Annotated in this window: 17 protein-coding genes and 1 tRNA gene; 8 read left to right on the top strand and 10 right to left on the bottom strand. The window is 59.4% G+C overall.

Annotated features, from left to right (window positions below):
• Positions 1-68 precede the first annotated feature (68 nt).
• The 4 genes from BN1129_RS07445 to rsmC form a co-directional block, all read right to left on the bottom strand.
• A tRNA-Leu gene (locus tag BN1129_RS07445) sits at positions 69-154 on the bottom strand.
• Positions 155-282: 128 nt separating this feature from the next.
• Positions 283-1,743, bottom strand: coding sequence for a glycogen synthase GlgA (glgA, locus tag BN1129_RS07440; protein ID WP_042035600.1), 1,461 nt, complete (start codon positions 1,741-1,743; stop codon positions 283-285).
• Positions 1,733-2,950 carry a glucose-1-phosphate adenylyltransferase gene (gene glgC / locus BN1129_RS07435; protein ID WP_042035599.1) on the bottom strand — a complete coding sequence of 406 codons (1,218 nt, stop codon included), beginning with the start codon at positions 2,948-2,950 and terminating at the stop codon, positions 1,733-1,735. The genes glgA and glgC overlap by 11 nt, the downstream gene beginning before the upstream one ends.
• A gap of 152 nt (positions 2,951-3,102) precedes the next feature.
• Positions 3,103-4,131 carry a 16S rRNA (guanine(1207)-N(2))-methyltransferase RsmC gene (gene rsmC / locus BN1129_RS07430; protein WP_042035598.1) on the bottom strand — a complete coding sequence of 343 codons (1,029 nt, stop codon included), beginning with the start codon at positions 4,129-4,131 and terminating at the stop codon, positions 3,103-3,105.
• A 280-nt stretch (positions 4,132-4,411) separates the two neighbouring features.
• Here rsmC and dapA point away from each other — a divergent pair, with 280 nt between their 5' ends.
• From dapA to BN1129_RS07410, 4 genes are all read left to right on the top strand, one after another.
• Positions 4,412-5,284, top strand: a complete 873-nt coding sequence (dapA, locus tag BN1129_RS07425) for a 4-hydroxy-tetrahydrodipicolinate synthase (RefSeq protein WP_042035597.1) — start codon at positions 4,412-4,414, stop codon at positions 5,282-5,284.
• A gap of 93 nt (positions 5,285-5,377) precedes the next feature.
• Complete coding sequence (locus tag BN1129_RS07420; RefSeq protein ID WP_042035595.1) at positions 5,378-7,018, top strand: GGDEF domain-containing protein; 1,641 nt, start codon at positions 5,378-5,380, stop codon at positions 7,016-7,018.
• Between the two features lie 173 nt (positions 7,019-7,191).
• A complete protein-coding gene (locus BN1129_RS23765) occupies positions 7,192-7,458 on the top strand; it encodes a hypothetical protein (protein ID WP_167335267.1) in 267 nt (88 codons plus the stop codon).
• A gap of 35 nt (positions 7,459-7,493) precedes the next feature.
• Positions 7,494-8,084: an HAD family hydrolase gene (locus BN1129_RS07410; RefSeq protein WP_042035594.1), complete on the top strand. Its 591-nt coding sequence runs from the start codon at positions 7,494-7,496 to the stop codon at positions 8,082-8,084.
• Positions 8,085-8,223: 139 nt separating this feature from the next.
• On the opposite strand, the gene hfq is transcribed toward BN1129_RS07410, so the two are convergent.
• Positions 8,224-8,586 (bottom strand): RNA chaperone Hfq, encoded by a 363-nt coding sequence (hfq, locus tag BN1129_RS07405; protein ID WP_042035593.1) that lies wholly within the window; start codon positions 8,584-8,586, stop codon positions 8,224-8,226.
• A gap of 178 nt (positions 8,587-8,764) precedes the next feature.
• On the opposite strand from hfq, the gene BN1129_RS07400 reads away from it, so the two are divergent.
• From BN1129_RS07400 to BN1129_RS07390, 3 genes are read left to right on the top strand one after another with little or no spacing between them, the layout of a single operon-like run.
• The gene (locus BN1129_RS07400; RefSeq protein WP_042035591.1) at positions 8,765-10,036 is read left to right on the top strand and encodes a paraquat-inducible protein A; all 1,272 of its coding nucleotides are present in this window, start codon (positions 8,765-8,767) and stop codon (positions 10,034-10,036) included.
• The gene (gene pqiB / locus BN1129_RS07395; protein ID WP_042035590.1) at positions 10,029-11,675 is read left to right on the top strand and encodes an intermembrane transport protein PqiB; all 1,647 of its coding nucleotides are present in this window, start codon (positions 10,029-10,031) and stop codon (positions 11,673-11,675) included. The genes BN1129_RS07400 and pqiB overlap by 8 nt, the downstream gene beginning before the upstream one ends.
• A complete protein-coding gene (locus BN1129_RS07390) occupies positions 11,675-12,244 on the top strand; it encodes a PqiC family protein (RefSeq protein WP_042035589.1) in 570 nt (189 codons plus the stop codon). Before pqiB ends, BN1129_RS07390 begins: the two co-directional genes overlap by 1 nt.
• Positions 12,245-12,358: 114 nt before the next feature.
• Here BN1129_RS07390 and BN1129_RS07385 read toward each other — a convergent pair whose 3' ends face one another.
• A complete protein-coding gene (locus tag BN1129_RS07385; RefSeq protein ID WP_042035588.1) occupies positions 12,359-13,366 on the bottom strand; it encodes an SGNH/GDSL hydrolase family protein in 1,008 nt (335 codons plus the stop codon).
• A 238-nt stretch (positions 13,367-13,604) separates the two neighbouring features.
• On the opposite strand from BN1129_RS07385, the gene BN1129_RS07380 reads away from it, so the two are divergent.
• Complete coding sequence (locus tag BN1129_RS07380) at positions 13,605-13,985, top strand: YgiW/YdeI family stress tolerance OB fold protein (protein ID WP_042035587.1); 381 nt, start codon at positions 13,605-13,607, stop codon at positions 13,983-13,985.
• Positions 13,986-14,054: 69 nt separating this feature from the next.
• Here BN1129_RS07380 and mltC read toward each other — a convergent pair whose 3' ends face one another.
• From mltC to gspB, 4 genes are all read right to left on the bottom strand, one after another.
• Positions 14,055-15,155, bottom strand: a complete 1,101-nt coding sequence (mltC, locus tag BN1129_RS07375) for a membrane-bound lytic murein transglycosylase MltC (RefSeq protein WP_042035601.1) — start codon at positions 15,153-15,155, stop codon at positions 14,055-14,057.
• Positions 15,156-15,324: 169 nt separating this feature from the next.
• A complete protein-coding gene (locus BN1129_RS07370; protein ID WP_005313967.1) occupies positions 15,325-15,597 on the bottom strand; it encodes an oxidative damage protection protein in 273 nt (90 codons plus the stop codon).
• An 8-nt stretch (positions 15,598-15,605) separates the two neighbouring features.
• Positions 15,606-16,667, bottom strand: a complete 1,062-nt coding sequence (gene mutY / locus BN1129_RS07365; protein ID WP_042035585.1) for an A/G-specific adenine glycosylase — start codon at positions 16,665-16,667, stop codon at positions 15,606-15,608.
• A 101-nt stretch (positions 16,668-16,768) separates the two neighbouring features.
• On the bottom strand, positions 16,769-17,163 hold a 395-nt coding region (gene gspB / locus BN1129_RS07360), incomplete at its 5' end, for a type II secretion system assembly factor GspB (RefSeq protein ID WP_042035583.1).

The following is a 17,163-nucleotide window of genomic DNA, read 5'->3' as shown; positions in this document are numbered from 1 at the left end:
TTCCGCCACCTTCGCACATTCTGGTTTTCTAGTTGGATTTACATGCTGCTGAATCAGCATGGCAGTATTGGTGCGAAGAGAGGGACTCGAACCCTCACATCCGTGGGACACTAACACCTGAAGCTAGCGCGTCTACCAATTCCGCCACCTTCGCATCACTGCGGAGGGGGATTCTATAGAGTTTTGGGGGAGCGTCAACAGCCAAAGGGGACTTTTTTCGCTGTTGACGTCCAAGGTGAAACCAAGGGTACAAAACTTCAGCAATTAGCCGACGTTTACGGCTCAGTAACGGCCCAATGCACTCTGATACATCAGCTCGTACTGGGTGACCGAATCAGGCCAGTTGAAGCGGGTGCTCATGGCGTTGTGCTGCACCTTGGCCAAGCGCTCTTTGTCCTGCAGGAAGTAGAGCAGACTGCGGCGCATCGTATCGAGCAGGATGGAGGCAGTCGGATCGTTGAAGCAGAAGCCGGTGGCATGCTCGGGATCGGCATCCCAATCCACCACGGTATCTTTCAGACCTCCCACTGCACGCACCAGTGGCAGGGTGCCATAGGCGAGGCTGTACATCTGGTTGAGGCCGCAAGGCTCGAACAGCGAGGGCATCAGGAAGAAGTCGGCACCGGCTTCGACCAGATGGGCCAGACGATCGTCATAGGTGTTGATGAAGGCGAGTTTGCCCGGATACTGCTGGGCCATGGTTTGCAGTTGTGTGGCGAGCGCAGGATCGCCAGAGCCGACGATCACCACTTGCACCTGATGGTGGAGGAATTTCTCCAGTGCAGGGAGCAGCAGGGGGACGCCCTTCTGCTCGGTCAGGCGACAAACCATGCCGTAGATGGGCAGATCCGCAACGGCAAGCCCGGCTTCCTCTTGCAGGTGCTCTTTGCAGATCTGCTTGCCTGCCATGTTGTCGATGCTGTAGGTCGCAGGCAGGAACTCGTCGAACTCCGGATCCCAGTCCTTGTAGTCGCAACCGTTTAGGATGCCGCAGAGATCGGCGGCCCGCTGCTGGAAGATATGCGCCATGCCGTGGGCGCCAAGGTGAGTCAGCAGCTCCTGGGCATAGTTGGGGCTGACCGCATTGATTTTGTCGGCGTAGAGCACCCCGCATTTGAGCAGGTTGACGTGGCCGTAGTCATAGTTGAGGCGGTGTTCGTAATCCGCGATCTCGGGCATGGCCCAGAACTGCTCGCGGCCGAACACCCCCTGAAACGCCGCGTTGTGAATGCTGATCACACTGCGGGTCTGCTGGAAGAAGGGGTTGTGGGCATGGCGGGTTTTCAGCAGCAGCGGCAGCAGGCCGGTATGCCAGTCGTTGCAGTGGGCGATATCCGGGGCAAAGCCGAGCTGCTCGCAGGCATGGAGGGCTGCGGCCGAGAAGAAGGCAAAACGTTCGCCATTATCCGGATAGGCCTGATTGTTCTCGGCGTAGAGCTGGGGACGATCGAAGTATTGCGGGCAGTCGAGCAGGTAGACGCAGACGCTATCCAGCGCCATCTGGTAGATGCGATAACCGATGTCCGGCAGCCCTGGATGGGTTGGCAACCAGTGTGAAGCGACCAGTCTGGCCTCATCCCGTCGCTTTATCGTCTTGTAGAAGGGCAGCATGATCCTGACATCATGTCCCTTCTGGGCCAGGTACATCGGCAGGGCTCTGGCGACGTCTGCCAGACCTCCGGTCTTGGCCAGCCCCTCAACTTCCGAGGCAACAAACAGGATTTTCAGTGGGTTAATAGCCAACTCTTGCTCCCTTAGGTACCACCACGATACCGCCTTCGGATACGGTAAATCGCTCTCGATCGTGGTCCAGATTTTCACCGATAACGGTGCCGGGCGCAATTTCAACATTTTTATCTATGATCGCGCGCCGGATGGAGCAGCCTTCACCAATCTTCACATCCCCCAGCAGCACGGACTCACTGACATGGCTGCACGCGCCGATATTGCAACGGAAACCGAGGATGGAACGCTGGATCTGGCTGCCCTGAATGAAGCAACCGGCGGAGATGAGGGAGTTGGCGATCTTCACTTTGCACTCGTCGCTGTCGATGAAGGTGGCAGGCGGCAGTGCCGGATAGTGGGTGTGCAGCGGCCACTTGCGGTTATAGAGGGAGAAGGGAGGGTTGTCGGCCACCAAATCCATGTGCGCTTGCCAGTAGGAGTCAAGGGTGCCCACATCCCGCCAGTAGACGCTCGGTCTTTCGCCCGGGATGACGTTGGTGCTGTAGTCATAGACATAGACGGGAGCGCGGGGGTAGAGGCTCGGGATCACATCCTTGCCAAAGTCGTGGCTGGAGTTCTCCTCGGCAGCATCCCGCTTCAGCTCGCGGCAGAGGGCATCGGTCTCGAAGATGTAGTTGCCCATGGAGACCAGCGCCTGGGTCGGATCGCCGGGGATGTGTTTGGGATGCTTGGGTTTTTCCTGAAAGCCGATCATCTTCCCTTCGGTATCCACCTCGATCACCCCGAATGCGCTCGCCTCTTCGATGGGCATGCGCAGGGCGGCGACCGTCATGGCGGCACTCTTCTGCTTGTGGAAGGCGACCATCTGGCTCACATCCATTTTGTAGATGTGGTCGGAGCCAAAGATGCAGACGTGATCCGGTTCGGCCCGCTCGATAAAGCCGAGGTTCTGGTAGATGGCGTCGGCGGTGCCGTCATACCAGCGTTTGCCCATCCGCATCTGGGCCGGGATGGGGTCGATGAAGCGGTCGGTGATCCCGACGATATTCCAGCCCTTCTTCATGTGCAGATAGAGGGACTGGGATTTGAATTGGGTCAGCACGTAGATGCGCAGAAAGTCTGCGTTGACGAAGTTATTGAGGACAAAGTCGATCAGCCTGTAGCTGCCACCGAAGGGGACGGAAGGCTTGCTGCGGGTCGTGGTCAGAGGCTGCAGGCGAGTACCTTCGCCACCAGCCAGGATCATGGTCAAGATGCCTGCCATCGTATTTCTCTCCCTGAATGAACAAGATGAAAAGGTTTTCAATGCTAGGTATAAAAAACACCCCTAAAGGGGTGTTTTTTATCGTGCTATTCGTACCTTATCAGATACCGGATGGCGCTCTCTAGCGGTTTGATTGTGCTGCTTAGACTTATTTACACTTTGCTCAGATAGACCTTGAATTTGGCATCACTGCTGCTCACGTCCACCCGTTTGAAATGTGTTTCCAGTATAGGCTGGTAGCGCAAGAAGGCGTTGGCAACAATGGTCAGCGAGCCATTTGGCAGCAAAAACTCCGGTGCCCTGGCGAGGAAGGTTTCGGTCGCGGCATAGAAGGTCTTGAGACCCGCATGGAATGGTGGATTGGAGACGATGTGCTGGAAAGGGGTGGAGACATCCGAATAGACATCAGAGGGATACACCTTGCCCTGCAGACCATTGATCGCCAGGGTGCGGCGGCTCGATTCGAGCGCCAGCGCGCTGATATCCACCATGTTGACCTTGAGGTCAGGATTGCGCTTGGCCAGCACTGAACCAATCACCCCTGCGCCACAGCCGAAATCGAGCAGTTCGCCCTGCATCGCTGGCACCGCCGCCAGCAGCATCTGGGTGCCGAGATCCAGCTCGGCGGCGCTGAATACCCCGGGCAGCGCCAGCACGGTCAGTTCGGTGTCCCCCGCCTTGCACTGGTAGAGGCCAAACCAGCTCTCCAGTTCGAACGGGGCGACTGGCTTGCAGAGCTCGCCGTGATAGAGGGAGCAGCGGCGCGCCGAATCACGCTTGATCGGCTTCTCGCCATAGGGGGCCAGCAGCTTGTCGGCGCCATTGATGCCACCGCGGTTTTCACCAGCCAGGAACAGGTCGGCGCCGGCTTCCAGCAGGGGAGCCATCATGGCCAGCAGATATTGCGCCTCGGCTTTGGCCTTTGGCATCAGCAGCAGCAGGGCGTCGAAGCGGGGGGCACCACCGAGCTGGTGGTCGAAAAGGATCTCTTCGCCCAGGGCCGCCTGCTGGCTGCGGTAGTAGCAGTAATCGGTGGTAAAGACGGTCAGGGTCTGGGCCAGAGCGGCCAGCTGGCGCGGATAGTCATCCTCCAGCGCGCCACAGACAAGTAGCCGCTTGCCGACAAAGAGGGCTTGGTTTCGTTCCAGCATCTGGCTGACGGCACTGATAGGGCTGCTCATCGGGTCTCTCCGCTCAATTTTGGGCGGCCATTATACATAGCCCCTTTCGCCTTGACATTTATGCCGTGTTCCCGAAATATGCCCAGACACCATTTTTTGACCAGAGATGATGAAATGCGGTTCAACGGGTTGAAACGAAAGCACAAAAAAAGCCTGACATTTGGGCCTGCCGACGTTCGCGCGTAACCTCTCATCGCTGAGAAACTTAAAACCCCGGTTGCGCGCATCGTACCGGGGTTTTTTATTGCCATATACGCGTTATTTAGGAGAAGGAAAGCCCATGTTTCAAGGTTCAATCGTTGCGTTGATCACCCCGTTTCGACAGGGCAAGCTGGATGAAGAGGCGCTGCTGCGTCTGGTAGAGTGGCACATCGAGCAGGGTACCCACGGCATTGTACCTGTGGGCACCACGGGCGAGAGTCCGACCCTGACTCATGACGAGCACTGCCGGGTGGTCGAGCTGGTGGTCAAGCAGGTGGCAGGGCGCATCCCGGTGATTGCCGGCGCCGGTTCCAACAACCCGGTCGAAGCCATTGAGTACACCCGCCACGCCGAGCAGGCGGGGGCCGATGCAACCCTGCATGTGGCCGGTTACTACAACCGCCCCAATCAGGAGGGGCTCTATCACCACTTCAAGGCGGTGCACGACGCGACGACCAAGCCCATCATCGTTTACAACATTCCGCCGCGTGCCATCGTTGATGTGCAACCGGCTACCCTGGCCCGCTTGGCCGAACTGCCGCGTATCGCCGGCGTGAAGGATGCCACCGGCGACCTCGCCCGCCCCTGGACCGAGCGCCAGCTGATCAAAACGCCGTTTGCCTGGCTCTCCGGTGAAGATGCCACCGCCGTGGCCTACAACATAGGTGGTGGCCAGGGTTGTATCTCGGTAACTGCCAACGTGGCTCCCAAGCTGGTGGCCGAGGTGCAGAACCTGACGCTGGCGGGCAAGTGGCAAGCCGCGCGTGAACTGCAAGACCAGCTCATACCGCTCCATCAGGCGATGTTTGCCGAGCCGAGCCCGGCCGGTGCCAAATATGCGGTTTCCCTGCTCGGTTTCTGCAGTGAGGAGTGCCGCCTGCCGGTGATGCCGCTGTCCGAGGCGACCCGCGAACGCATCCGCAGTGCGATGCAGGCATTGAATCTGTTATAAAAATTGGGCTCTGGATCGCGCTTTTGACTGCCTGGTCAATTAATGGCAAAGTTTGCCGATATACTCGCTTGGATACAACCAAGGATGGCAGGTATGCAGGAATGGGATCCAGAGCACTTCACCAGTTTTGAACACCTCTGTGAAGTGACGCTGGCAACGGTCAGGGAAAAGACAGAAGCCGAACAAATTTACCTTTGGTTGCGGGCTCCCGAGTCCCAACTTTACAGTTTTCAGCTCGATCAGGGGCTGGTCTGCCTGAATGCAGACATTGCTGCCTCCCTCAAACTCCCCGTCATTTTCATCGAACAGGCCTTCGACAAGGGCCAGCTGGTGGTGGAGCAGATAGCCCCGACGACCGATGTCTGGGAGACGGTCGAACCCGAAATTCCGCGCCTGCGTGCCTGCTTCCCGCTCAAACGCCAGAAGGGGTTGAAGGCGGTGGTCTATCTGGAGACCCGCCGTCGTCTAGATCGCCTCTCCCGACGCCAGCAGCAGAGCATCCAACTGCTGATGCACTACCTGGCCGCCGAGCTGGAGAGCCGGTTGCTCGCCAACCAGATCGATCAGGAGCGGGATCAACGCAGGCACACCCAGGCCGATCTCATCCGCAGCCAGGCGCTGCAAGACTCTTTCCTCAGCATGTTGCAGGCGTTGCATCAGGTGGGGGTCAAACTTTCCCGTTGCGACAGCGAGCATCAACTGCTGCACGATGCGGTGGCGCTGGCCCGTCAGGATCTGCAGTTCGACCGCATCGCCATCTTCCTGGTCGACGCCGAGTTCAAGACCATGCACGGCACCTGGGGCACCAACGAAGCGGGTGAACTCATTGACGAGCGCCACTTCATCAGCGCCATTCCTGAGCATCCCGCGGTGCAGGAGGCTCTGCGCCGCAAGGACTATGTGCTGGTGCTGGAAGATGCGCCGCTCTACTACGAGAAGCAGGAGGTGGGGCGTGGCTGGAATGCCATGGTTTCGCTGTGGGACGGTGCCACTCCCATCGGCTGGATCGCAGCCGACAACCTGTTGTGGCGGCGGCCGCTCAAGGCGTACCAGAGCGAGATCTTCAAGCAGTATGCGGCCATGCTCTCCCAGTTGTTGATCCGCCAGCGCACCCAGGCCGCACTGGAGCGCTTCAATCGGGAGCTGGAGCTGAGGGTCAGCGAGCGCACCATGCAATTGGCGGAGACCAACCGGGCGCTGGAGGAGGCCAACAAGCGACTGTCGCTGCTGTCGCTGGAGGATCCCCTGACCGGCATAGCCAATCGTCGTCACTGGGATCTCACCATGCAGCGGGAGTGGGAGTGGGCCCGTCGTCACCAAGGCCTGCTGGCGGTGTTGATGATCGACGTGGACGACTTCAAGTCCTACAACGATCACTTCGGCCATGCCAAAGGGGATCAATGTTTGCAACAGGTGGCCAGTTTGCTGCAGGAGGCGGAGCGGCGGCGCACCAACCTGGTGGCCCGCTATGGGGGGGAGGAGTTCGTCATCCTGCTGTGCGGCCCACAACCCGGAGAGGCCGAGCGGTTGGCGGAGCGGATTCACGAGGGGCTCAGTGAATTAATGATCCCTCATCCTGCTTCCCGAGTTACTGATTTCATTACGGTTAGCATAGGTTTTAGCTATCTGGTTCCCTCGCTGGATTGTACATGGCAGAGCTTGACCGAACAGGCCGATCAGGCGCTCTATCATGCCAAATCCCAGGGGAGGGCGTGTACGCTAGCCTATCGGTGAGCCCATGGTGTGACGTTGCTATCCCCTCTTCCATTGTCGTCTTGCCCTCGTTACCTATGGCATGGACTCTCCGCTTGCCGATCCCGCCGAATGGACTCTTCTCACGATGCAATGCTGCGAGCTGATCGCCGCAACTGCGCTCGGCAAGGCCGCCGCCAGCTGGGCGTTGTTTGGTGAGCTTGGTATTGGATGGGTGGTTACTCTCCGAGCAGCTCAAAGCCCATCAGCCCAAGGATGTGAAGCGGGTGTTTGAGCCCTGTGAGGGGCCGCTCTTTTATCTGTTTGCGCAGGGGAAAACCGATAAACCGGGAGACTGGCCGCTGCGAGCCCAGCTACCCGCTGGCTCCCGCCAAGCTGACCCCATCTCTTTTCAGGCAAAAATGTGGGGGCAAGCGTTTCTCGCCACCCAGGTCATGGCGACGGGGCGCTGCTCTGGCTAGAATGGGGGCCCATGTTCAGACACAGATCCCGCACCATGACCCTCTCCGGATTTCAAGGCCTGGTATTTGACCTCGATGGCACCCTGGTGGACTCCATGCCACTGCACCTTGCCGCCTGGGCACACACTGCCCGGGAGTTTGGCTTTCACTTCGATGCCGACTGGTTCTATGAGCTAGGTGGCATGCCGAGCCGCAAAATCGCCCTGCTGGTCGCCGAGCAGCAGCAGATCACCCTGGATCCGCTGGTGGTGACCCGTTGCAAGACGGATCACTACGTGGCCAACTTGCACAAGGTCACCGTCTTTCCGGCCATGCTGGCACTGGTACAGCGCTATCACGGCCTGCTTCCCATGGGAATAGGCGCAGGTTCGCCCCGTATCAATGCTGAGGCCGTGCTGCGCAATACCGGGCTGGATCGTTACTTCCCCGTGGTGGTGACCGCTGACGATGTGGCGCTGCACAAACCCCATCCCGATACGTTTCTGCTGGTTGCACATCGGCTGGGTATCGAACCTGCAGCTAGTCTGGTGTTCGAGGATACGGGAATTGGCGTACAAGCCGGTCAGGCTGCGGGCATGCAGACCTGCATGGTCAGGGATGGAAAACCAGTCGACTTGCAGTATTGAAGCGAGGGGAGGTGAAACAGGCGACGCCACTCAGAGCAAGAGTGGAGTCCATTCTCATACGGGACAGGCATGATAAATGAGAATGGACTCGGTCACCCTTTGACGCAGCAATGGCGTGGGAGTGACTCCGGCAAGCATATTACTGCTCGCTGCTACTGCCGCCCTGATTGTCATCGTAACGACCGGGGGCGCCATGGGGACGCGGCGCCATGGAGACGCGCGGCTTGCGGGCGCGCTGTATGCTGACCTGGGGACGGCCGGAGTGCATGGCGATGGTGGAGATCTTGGCCTTGTAGACCAGCTGCTGGTTGCCATGGGCATCGGTCAACAGCACGCTGTACTGGTCGAAACCGCTGATGGTCCCCTCCAGCTTGATGCCGCTCACCAGGAAGATGGCGACCTGGCTGCGATTCTTGCGCAACCAGTTGAGGGCAGAATCTTGCCCGTTCCCGAGGGAGAAGGCTTGCTCGATCGTGGAGTAGCTTGGGGATTCAGTTGTCATAAATTATTGTCCCGCGTAAAAAAAGTGGCGTTTGATTGTGCTAAATGGTCACTGGCTTGTCAAAGTCATTCTCACTCCCATCCCAGATGGGGCAACGACAGGGCTGGTCGGCAGGGGGCTGCTGCGGTAATAATTGGCAGCTCAGGCCCAGTGGCGGGCCTCATGCTGGGGTTTTATCTTGCATCCGGTTTCAAACCAACACCTATCCACCTATACCCATGACGCGACCGCGTGCGAAGAGTGTGACCTGCTGGTGCCGGCCACCGCGCTGGCCGTCGGGGAGACGAGCAGCTGTCCGCGTTGCGGCCATACCCTGAGCCGTCATTTACCGGACCAGGAGCGCAGGCCCATCGCTTACGGCTTTGCGGCCATCATCATGTTCGTGCTCTCCAACTCCTTCACCTTTATGTCGTTCTCGGCCAAAGGGATAGGGCAGGAGATGACGTTTCTGCAGTGCATCACCACCCTGGTGGATCAGGGCTATCTGTTTCTGGGCGCAGTGCTGAGCCTGACCCTGATTGGTCTGCCACTGGTCTACGTTGGCTCTATCATGCTGGTGCTGTGGCGGGTCGACAAGGACTTGCACAGCAATGCCCTGCGATCCCTCGGTCGCCTGCTGTGCCGGATCAAGCCCTGGCTGATGGTGGATGTATTCCTGATCGGGGTGCTCATCTCTCTGGTCAAGCTGATGGGGATGGCAGACATCAAGATGGGGCTGTCGTTCTGGGCCTTTGTCGGCTACACGGTGTTGCTCATCAAGACGATCTCGTCACTGGACCGGATGTGGCTGTGGCAACGGCTGTTTGGCCCGACCGGGGCCCGAGAGCTGGATGCCGATGCTACTGCCATGGCGTCCGGGCTGGTGGGTTGTCACATCTGCGGCGCCCTGAGCGAGGTGGGCGAACACAGCTGTCCGCGCTGCGGCGGCAAGCTGCACAGCCGCAAGCCGGGTGGTTTGAGCCGGACCTGGGCTCTGCTTTTGACCTCGGTGATCCTCTATGTGCCCGCCAACCTCTATCCCATTATGGATACGGTATTTCTCGGCGATGACAGCCCCTCTACCATCCTTGGCGGCGTGGTCTTGCTGTGGGCCCTGGGCTCCTATCCCATCGCCGCGGTGATCTTCATCGCTAGCGTGGTGGTGCCGCTGGTGAAAATCATGGCACTGTTGTGGCTTTGCTATATGGTACAGCGCGGCCACGGTGCCTCGCCCCTTGGCAAGCTCAAGCTCTATCGCATGACTGAATTCGTGGGACGCTGGTCAATGATCGACGTCTTCGTGGTGGCCATTCTGGCGGGCCTGATCCGGCTCGACAACCTGATGACCATATATCCGGGCCCTGCGGCCGTCGCATTTGCGGGTGTGGTGCTGATTACTATGGTGGCAGCCATGAGTTTCGATTCCCGCCTGATCTGGGATTTACAACAAGGAGAGCGCGAACGTGAGTGAGCGTAAGAAAAGGTGGAAACCCGGCTCTGATTTTCTGAGCTCGGCGGCCGCAATCTGGATGGTGCCGCTGCTGGCGCTGTTCATCGGCATCTGGATGCTGTTCCAGCACTGGTATTCGCAAGGTCCCAGCTTCACCCTGACAGTGGCCACCGCCGAAGGCATAGTGGCGGGCAAGACGGTGATCCGTTCCCGCGAGGTGGAAGTGGGCCGCATTGAGGCGGTGGAGCTCAGCGAGGATTACAGCCATGCGGTGCTGAAGGCTCGCCTGACCAATGCCGCCGCCGGCATGCTCAAGAAAGACAGCCAGTTCTGGGTGGTTAAGCCCAGGGTCGGCCGTGACGGGGTCTCGGGTCTTGGCACCCTGCTCTCCGGTGCCTACATCGAGCTGGCCCCCGGCAAGAAGGGCAGGCCGCTGGACGAGTACGCCATGCTGGACAAGCCACCGCTGGCATCTCAGGACGCCAAGGGGCTGCGGCTCTCCTTGAGTAGCCGGGATACCCGTGCACTCGGGGTGGGCTCGCCCATTAACTACCAGGGCTTCACCATAGGTCAGGTGGAAGAGGCGAGATTCCTGCCTGAAAAGAGCGAAATGCAGTACCAGATCTTCATCAACGCCCCCTATGACGTGCTGGTGAGCGGCAACTCCCGCTTCTGGATGACCCCGGGCTTCGAGGTCTCCATGAGCAGCGAGGGGATGAAGGTGAAGATGGATTCGCTCGAGAGCCTGCTCGACGGTGGCATCACCATGGGCCTGCCCCCCGGCTGGGCGCCTGGCGAGCCGGTCAAGCCGATGGATGAGTTTACCCTGTTCCAGGATCAGGCCAGCGTGCTGGCCGGTAGTCTGGATCAGTTCATCGACTATGTGTTCCTGTTCGAGGACAGCGTCGGTGGCCTGCATCCTGGCGCGGCGGTAGAGTATCGCGGCATTCGGGTCGGCACCGTCATCTCGGCCCCCTATCTCATTGACGAGAAAGGGGTACAGATGTTCCAGAACCGGCAGATCCCGGTACTGGCGCGCATCGAGGTGCAGCGTCTCTCTCACCGCTATGCCAACGCGGAGAAGGAGCAGTGGCGTGCCTTGTTCGGCAAGCAGTTCAAGGAAGGACTGCGGGCCACGCTCAAGACCTCCAGTCTGCTGACCGGGGGCAAGGTGGTGGATCTGAACTTCTATCCGGATGCACCCAAGTTCAAGCCCACCGAGCTGGCCGGTTATCAGGTGTTCCCGACCGTGCAGGCCGGGCTGGACCAGATTGAGCGCAAGGTGAACCAGATCCTCGACAAGTTCGTCGACATGGACACGGCCAAGACCTTGAACCAGGTCAACCATACCCTGGCCACCCTGGAGCAGACCCTCAAGAGCGTCAGCGCGGTGAGCGCCAATCTGGACAAGTTTACCGGCCAGAGTGCGACCCAGCAGTTGCCGGCGTCCCTGAACGACAGCCTGAAGCAGTTGCAGAGCACGCTGCAAGAGTACGATGCCAACTCCCAGACCAATCAGGATCTGCGTCAGTCGGTACAGTCGCTCAATCAGCTGATGCGTGAGTTGCAGCCACTGGTGCATTCGCTCAACGAGCAGCCGAGTTCGTTGATCTTCGATCGCGCCCGTCCCCGTGATCCTGAGCCCAAACGAGGCCAATGATGAAAAAACAGATGATGACCCTGGCCTTGCTGGGCCTGTTGGCGGGATGCAGCTCTGCGCCGACGACGCTGCACTACTACTCCCTCGATGCCGAGGCGCAGCAGCCGACCATAATGACGGCGCAACCGCTGCACCAGCTGGTGCTGAAGCCGGTCTCTCTGTCCGGCCAGCTGGACAGGATGAGCCTGGTCTATCAGCTGGAAGGCAAGGAGTTACACTTCGCCGAGTACCATCGCTGGGCGGGTTCCCTCGATGCCCAGCTCGATCAGCTGACCCTGAACGGTCTCTCCAGCCGGCTGCCGGGTTGGGTGGTGCGTCAGGATGGTGCCCGCAAGGGGCCAGTGTTGACCATCTCGGTCGAGCGCTTCCAGGGGCGCCATGACGGGCGCGCCGTGCTCAGTGGCCGCTGGCGACTGCTGACGGAGGAGGGCACCGTCCTGCGTGACGTCCCCTTCCAGCAGGTGCGGGTGTTGCCAGAGGATGGCTACGGTTCCCTCGTCAGCGAGCTGGGACTGGGCTGGCAACAGCTGCTCGACCAGATTGCGGCAGAGGTGCGCAAGGGCGCCTGAGGCGGTCATGAATGAAAACGGGAGGCCAGAGGCCTCCCGTTTTTTTATCCAGACACCACAGACACGGCGCCAAGACCCTGGAAATGACGGCTGAACGTCAGATACCCCTTGTCATCAGTGGGCGAGGAACTCGTACTGGCTCTCGATGAAGGTGGCGGCACGTTCGCTCAGGGCGGCGTGTACGACCTTGGTCGGGTGTACATCATCAAAGAACATCTTGCCCTCACAGTTGAGGGGGCTGGCGCTGCGGCGAGCCATAGGGTTGGCTACGGCCTGTGCCAGCAGCGGGTTGCCAGCGATGGCAAGGCGATCCTGCAGGTTGAAGGCGGAGAGACGACTGTCGGTGCTGGCACTGAGCAAAGAAAAGGGTTTCCCCAAATAGTCTCCGCCATAGCAGGCATTCTCTGTATCGCTCAGGCCGAAGTTTTGCGGGTCACTCAGCATTTCGGCGAACTGCTTGTCGATCTCGAACAGCTTCACCAGCCCGACGGGGGCAAGCTGGCGTGTCAGGTTCAACATTAGCTGATTGTGATAGGCGGAGATATGGCTGACCTTGTCGACCACCTTCTGGCTGCGTGCATTCGGGGTCTGACCCAGATCCGGCAGGTTGAAAAGCAATATCTGCTTGGCCCCGTGTAACACCATGCGGTTGGCTGCGTCGCTGATGGCATCGCGTACCCGCTTGGCATCTTGCTCCGTATTCCAGCCATAGGCCAGATAGTCGTTGGCACCGAACCAGAGGATCACCAGATCGTCTGGCTTGAAGCGGTCTTTTTCCAGGAACTGGGTGACCTCGTAGTCCAGGTTGTTGATGACCTGATACTTGGGGTTCCAGGAGATCTTGTTGTAAGCCACGGCGGTAGCACCGCCTTCCGCTTCGTTGGCTATGGTCAGACCCGGGAACTGCGTGGTCAACTGCTCCAGCCAGAGGGGCCCGTTGGAGAAGCGACCCTCATAGTAGGGGGGGCTGGAAGGGAGGAAACCGAGCATCTTGCGGTACATCTTGCCGGTATCGGAGAGGCTGTCGCCAAACATCACGATCCGGGAAAAGGCGGGACGGCTGTCGGCTGCCTGAACTGTCAGCGCGACCAGTCCCAATAAACACACAAACCATTTTTTCATTTTGTTGTTCTCATTGATTTGAAAGCAGGTGGTGCCTGCGGGCTTTTCCTCGATAGGCAAACGAGCTGGGAAGCTGTTTTGCCATTTTGTAAGGTATCCAGCCAAATTAAATTGCGCAGCAGGCGAGGCTGATTAAGTCGATTACGGTCACATCCCCTTCACCCAAATGGGGAGCCTTCACGTTTATTTCACGCCCCGACTTGCACACTGCTCCTGTACCCAATAACAGGAGCATGAAATGAACAAGGCGAGCGTAGTCGGTCTGTTGACCCTGATGTCCATCTCTTCTTCCGCCATGGCGGCCTATACAGGTCCGCAGGAGCAGAACAAGGTTTCCGTCGCTCAGTTGAAGGATCTGGCCGATGACAGCTGGGCCACCCTGGAAGGCAAGCTGGTCAAGCATCTGGGCGGCGAGAACTACGTGTTCCGTGACGCCAGTGGCGAGGTGGAAGTCGAAGTGGATCAGGATGTGTGGCGTGGCACCGAAGTGGGCCCGGACGATCTGATCCGCATCCGTGGTGAAGTGGACCACAGCTGGAACAAGACAGAGGTAGAGGTGAAGAGTCTGGAGAAGGTCGGGGCCGCTCCGCAGAGCAAGGGCGGGTTTGTCGTCAAGTAAGGCCGGATAGCCGTACGCCAGATGCAACAAGGGCGCCTCCATGGAGGCGCCCATTTGCTGTTGGTCTGCTTAGCCGGTGCGGGGCAGTGTGCGCTTGAACCCCTTCTCTGCCTGATTGACCTTGTAGAGATAGCGTCTGGCTTCCGCCTTGGGATGCTGCTCGGTCAGGATCTGGTACACCGCCTCGGGGGAGAGCTGATTGATCATGCCGGGCGCCGCCTTGCGGTCGCTGGAGAAGGTGTTCAGCACCCCACCGGCGCCACCGTTGTAGGCCGAGATGACGGCATAGCGGCGGGAGAGCGGATCCTGGATATTCACCAGATAGACGGTCTGCAACAGGTGCAGGTAGGCGGTGCCCACGTCGATGTTGTAGGCCGGATTGAACAGATCTTCCCGGGTCGGCTGGCCGTTTTTGCCCTTGACCCGCACGTAGACGTCCCGCCCGGCGGTAGCCGGGATCACCTGCATCAGGCCATAAGCATTGGCATGGCTGACCGCATAGGGGTTGAAGCTGCTCTCTGTCTTGATCACCGCGTAGATGAGGCTTTCGGCGACCCCATACTTACGGGAGGCTTCCCGTATGATGCCGGCATACTTGTAACCCCGTTTGTCCTCGTGGTTGGCCACCATGGGGATGTCGACGAAGAAAATGGTGCGGATCCCCAGGGTACGCTTCTTCATCGCCGTGCTGAGCAGGTAATCGGCGTAACGCTCGGCACGCCAGTCGAAGCGGATCGGCTGGCCCTGGTTGTCCAGCACCTGACCATAGAGGAAGGGCTCGCCACCGGGCAGAATTTCACGGTCGGAGTACAGATCCACTTCAGCCGGATCATCCGGGGTCAGCAGGGTTTCTATGATGGCGCGGCGCAGGTGGGCACGAGGGTCAACCCCGGAGACGGTCTCCACCATGATGTGGCCGCTGGAGAAGTTAATGTGAGCCCGGCTCTTGTACTGATCCGTGTATTTGACGTAGTCAAATTTGCCCGCGAACAGCGCCTCACGCCCCCATATCTCGTTCACGTTATGGGAGAGCGCGCTGATCATGTGTTCGAAACCGCGAATGTCCTTGCCGTTGACGAGATCGTCATCCTCACTCCCGTTGGGCTTGGGGGAGGATGAGCAGGCAGAGAGAAACAGCAGGGTGCAAAGCAGCCAAAAAATTCGGCCCATAGGATCCTCAAACTGGGCGGCAGAGCCGCCCGTCATTCATTGGCAGTGAACCTTAAGATGTACAGCCGTCGCTGGCTCGCAAGTACAACCCATTGGTCCATAGGCCGGTCATTGGCTGTGAACTGGGAAATGTATAGCCGTCACTGGCTCGCAAGTACAACTTATCAGCTTATTGGCTGGGAGGGGTATAACCGTCTATGGCCACTTCACCCGCTTCAAACAGGTAGCTCACCATCTCTTTTTCCAGCAGCTGACGATGCTCGAGGTTCATCATGTTCAGCTTCTTTTCGTTGATCAGCATCACCTGTTTTTTCTGCCATTCGGTCCAGGCTTCCTTGCTGATGTTGTCAAAAATCCGCTTGCCGAGTTCACCGGGGTAGAGTTGGAAATCCAGGCCCGGGCCCTCTTTTTTCAGGCGTTGGCAAAATACAGTACGGCTCATGTTGACCTCTATGGTTGTAAGTCCGGGTAGGCGAGCAGGCGGGCCGTGGCGGCCGCCAGACCCACCTCTGCAGGATGGCGTAAGTTATACCAGAGTCGGTTATCCGCTTCCATGAGCTGGGGGGCCGGTGGCGCATCGATTTCAATCAGGAAAGGCTGAATATCGAGGTGGAAGTGGCTGAATGTATGCCGAAATCCGCTCAGTTCCCGATAATCGTGGCCACTCAGCCCCAGCCGCTGCATCAGCCCCTTGACCTCAGACAGCGATTCCACCTGCGGGAAGCAGTAGAGCCCGCCCCAGATCCCCTGTGGTGGCCGCTTCTCCAGCAACAGCTCATCGCCGTGACGAATGAGCAGCATGATGCCGGTGCGGGCCGGAATGCTCTTCTTGGGCTTGCTGTTGGGGTAGGCGGTGGGCTTGCCCTGCGACAGTCCCTGGCAATCGGCCTGCACCGGACAGCGCTCGCAGGCGGGTTTGCTGCGGGTGCAGACGGTGGCGCCCATGTCCATCATGGCCTGGTTGTAGTGGGCCACACCGAGCTTGGGCGTGAGGCGGATGGCCAGCTCCCACAGATCGTTCTCCACCTGTTTCTGACCGGGCCAGCCCGACAGTGCCAGCCAGCGGGTGAGTACCCGTTTCACGTTGCCGTCCAGAATGGCGTGGGGCTGGCCAAGCGACAGGGAGAGCACGGCGCCCGCGGTGGAGCGGCCTATGCCGGGCAGGGCCATGACCTCTTCCAGCCGCTCCGGGAACAGGCCACCGTGCAGCTCGCAGATCTGCTGGGCCGCCTTGTGCAGGTTGCGGGCGCGGGCGTAATAGCCGAGCCCGGTCCAGTGGTGCAGCACCTCATCGATGGGAGCATGGGCCAGGGCCTGCACGTCGGGGAAGCGAGTCATGAAGCGTTGATAATACGGGATCACGGTGGCGACCTGGGTCTGCTGCAGCATGATCTCGGAGACCCAGACCCGATAGGGCGTCTTGTTCTGTTGCCAGGGCAGGGTCTTGCGGCCGTGGATCTGGTACCAGTCCAGGATCCTGGTGGCGAAGGTGGTGTTGTCTGAATTGCTCACATGGCTCTCATGTTATTGATTAAAAAGGGGAGCTCTCAGGCTCCCTCTTGAAATGGACGCCAGATCAGCGGGGCTGAGCTGGCTTGGTGGTCGTGATGGACTCATCCGCGCCAATCCTGCAGCGCCTTGAGGCTGACGTTCTGGCCCGCCACCTGCAGGATGATGTAATCCTGGGCGATGGCGATCAGGGTCACTCCCGGGGCAACCTCGCTGCCCTCATGAAACTCACGTCCGTTCAGCATCACGGCCCGCTTGGCCGGGTTGGAGGAGAAGACGTGGGAGCCGTAGGCCAGGGGCGGCACCCGCTGCTTCAGTTCCAGCGGCAGGGCGCTGATTGGCATGGCTTGAGACTCGTTTTGGGCCTGCGGTGCCGTCTCATCCATCAGCGGCGTGTTATTAAGTGCATTCATGATGCGCTCGGCCAGCCCCTGGCTGCCGTTGGCGGCAGGGGCGCTGTTGTCGGGGGCGACTCTGGGGCGCACCACGGGTTCCGGCA

Origin of the sequence: Aeromonas popoffii (assembly GCF_000820025.1) — a bacterium.
In the GTDB taxonomy this organism is placed as follows: Bacteria; Pseudomonadota; Gammaproteobacteria; order Enterobacterales; family Aeromonadaceae; genus Aeromonas; species Aeromonas popoffii.
The sequence above is the reverse complement of the archived record's forward strand: the minus strand, read 5'-3'. Positions and strand labels throughout refer to the sequence as shown.